The sequence below is a fragment of the Bradyrhizobium lablabi genome, from assembly GCF_001440475.1.
Lineage (GTDB): Bacteria > Pseudomonadota > Alphaproteobacteria > Rhizobiales > Xanthobacteraceae > Bradyrhizobium > Bradyrhizobium lablabi.
The window spans coordinates 218,295-221,017 of record NZ_LLYB01000046.1 but is presented as its reverse complement, the minus strand read 5'-3'; the positions used below and the strand labels follow the sequence as shown (position 1 = coordinate 221,017).

Sequence of the window (2,723 nt, the reverse complement as noted above, 5' to 3'; positions counted from 1 at the left end):
TATCCGCAACCAGTTCGTCTATGTGGCGAAGATGTTCAACGAGGAGATGCATGTCCTTGCGCCCAGGACGATCACCAGCATGCGGNCGGCAAGACCGTGGTGGTCGATCTGCCCGACAGCTCGACCTTCGTGACCGCGATCAACGTATTCGAGCGCCTCGGGATCAGGCCGCATCTGATCTATCAGGAGCCGCGGCTGGCATTGGACATGCTGCGCAAGGGTGAGGTCGACGCGATCGTTGCGATCGAAGGCAAGCCGTTGCAGTGGCTGAACCAGATCAACGATCGCAACCTGCATCTGGTCCCGGTCGAATACGCCAGGACGCTGCAGGACGAATATCTGCCGTCAAAGCTTTCGTCGACGGACTATCCGAATCTGGTGCCGGATGGCGGCTCGGTCGAGACGGTTGCGGCCGAGGCGGTGCTGGCGTCGTATAACTGGGCGCCGAACAGCGACCGCTACCGCCGCCTGGCGCTGCTGGTCGATACGATGTTCGACAAGGTGTCGCAGCTTCAGCGTCCGCCGTTCCATCCGAAGTGGAAGGAAATGGCGCCGCGGGCGACGGTGNTGGACCCGCTTCAAGGCGGCGCAGGAATGGCTCGACCGCAACATGCCGCTGGCTGAGGGGTCAGCCGTGTCGTCAGCATCGGGTGCTGCGCCGGCGACGGGTGCTGCGCCGGCCACAGCACTTGCCCCGCAGGATCCGCTGTATCGCGAATTCCTGGAATGGCGTGCCAACCGCGCCAAGGCCAGTGCCAACAGGTAAAGGCCAGCGCCAACAGGTAATCAGGCCGGTCAGCACGGTTTGACCACAGGACGGCCCGCTTTCGGCGGGCCGTTCTTGTTTCTGGAAGCCGGCGCCCTACGCGTGCCGTATTTTGGTCTGTATGTCGGCAAGGGTGCTCGGGAATCCAATGACAGGTTGTATCGGTGCAACTATTCCGCGAATCCGTGTTCGCGGGGGACGGCCGATGCCGGTTTGGTAACGCTTTTGGTAACACTAATGTCGGCATTGTCGCGGCTGAACACACGGTCGACTAACCGCGCGCCGCGACTGGTCTTGACACAAAATCAATCCAATTGAGACACAATGTCAGCGAGTAGGACTGAAACGCTGCCCGTCTCGCTGCTCGAAAAATGACACTTTGTATTGGGGGACAGGTAAATGTGGGCTTTGAGCGACACTAGTTGGGCGGCGGTGCAATTGTCGGGGTCAGTGGCCCGCGGCACGTTGCGCCGGCTTTTCACCGCGCCGCGGCGCAATGCAGCGGCCGCATTGGTCGTGGCCGCGATGGCTGGCTCGGCGATCAGCGATCGGGCGCACGCAGCGCCTCCAGGCCCCAACGAAATCCGCATCGGCAACACCGCTCCCTATACCGGTCCGGCCTCGGCCTACGGCGTCATCGCCAAGGTCATCGCGGCCTATCTGGACAAGGTCAACGCCGAAGGCGGGATCAATGGCCGCAAGGTCAACATGATCACCTATGACGACGCCTACGAGCCCACCAAGACGATGGAGATGACCCGCAAGCTCGTCGAGGAGGACCAGGTTCTCCTGGCCCTGGGGACCATCGGCACCAACACCAACGCTGCGATCCAGCCCTATCTGAACTCGAAGAAGGTCCCGCAGCTTTTTGCCTTGTCGGGCGCTGCGGCCTGGGACCAGCCGCGCGAGTTTCCCTGGACCATCGGCTTCCTGCCGACCTATGCCGCTGAAGCTCAGATCTTTGCGCAGTATCTGCTGGAGAACCATCCCCGCAGCCGGATCGCCGTCCTCTATCAGGACGACGGAATGGGCAAGGAATACCTGAAGGGCCTGAAGGACGGTCTCGGCGGCAAGATGCCGATCGTGGCCGAGGCGCCCTACAAGGTGACCGACACCACGATCGATGCGCAGATGGCCAAGATGAAGGCCTCCGGCGCCGACGTCCTCATTGAGTTTACCACGCCGAAATTCGCTGTCATGGCGATCCGGCGCGCCGCCGAACTCGGTTGGAAACCGCTGCAGTTCGCCGCCTCGATCTCCAATTCGTACTCGGCCGTGATTCAGCCGGCGGGCCCGCAAAATGCGGAAGGCCTGTTGTCGGCGGCCTACAGGCTCGAGGGCGAAGACTCGGCTGCGGCGGGCGATGCGGTGTTCCGCGAATGGAGCGCCTTCATGCAGCGCTATGTCCCGAGCGTGAGCAAGACCAACGGCCAGGCCGTGCTCGGCTATCTGGTCGGCAAGCTGACGGTCGAGGTGCTGAAGAACTGCGGCGACGACCTGTCGCGCGAAAACATCATGAAGCAGGCCCGCTTGCTCAAGGGCATCCAGCTTCCGATGATGGTGCAGGGCATCCTGATCAATACCAGCCCGTCCGACCACGCGCCGATCGAGCAGATGCGGATGATGCGCTTCACCAACGGCCAGTGGCAGCACTTCGGTCCGGTGCGAAGCGGCATCGATCCGGGCGCGGTCAGCGATTCCTTCAAGACCATCTTCAAGTATGGCACCTCCACCAAGCGCGATCTGGCCAACCAGCTCAACGCCAACACCGTGAGCTTGATGACGGGTTCGTTCGGCTCCACCTATGCCCAGGTCGGCGCGGACCTCGCGTCCGTGCTCGACAGCGGCACCAGCCTGCGCATCCTGCCGGTGATGGGCCGTGGATCGGTGCAGGCGGTGTCGGACATCCTGCTGCTAAGGGGTGTCGACGCCGGCATCGTGCGCAAGGACACGCTGT

General features: G+C 62.6%; 1 protein-coding gene and 1 pseudogene. Both read left to right on the top strand.

Features of this window, described 5'->3' with window-relative positions:
* Positions 1 to 568: 568 nt before the first annotated feature.
* A pseudogene (locus CQ14_RS45760) lies at positions 569 to 766 on the top strand (hypothetical protein); the annotation flags it as partial.
* A gap of 399 nt (positions 767 to 1,165) precedes the next feature.
* Positions 1,166 to 2,723 (top strand): ABC transporter substrate-binding protein (locus CQ14_RS45755; protein WP_347337120.1); only part of this gene is annotated, 1,558 nt, incomplete at its 3' end.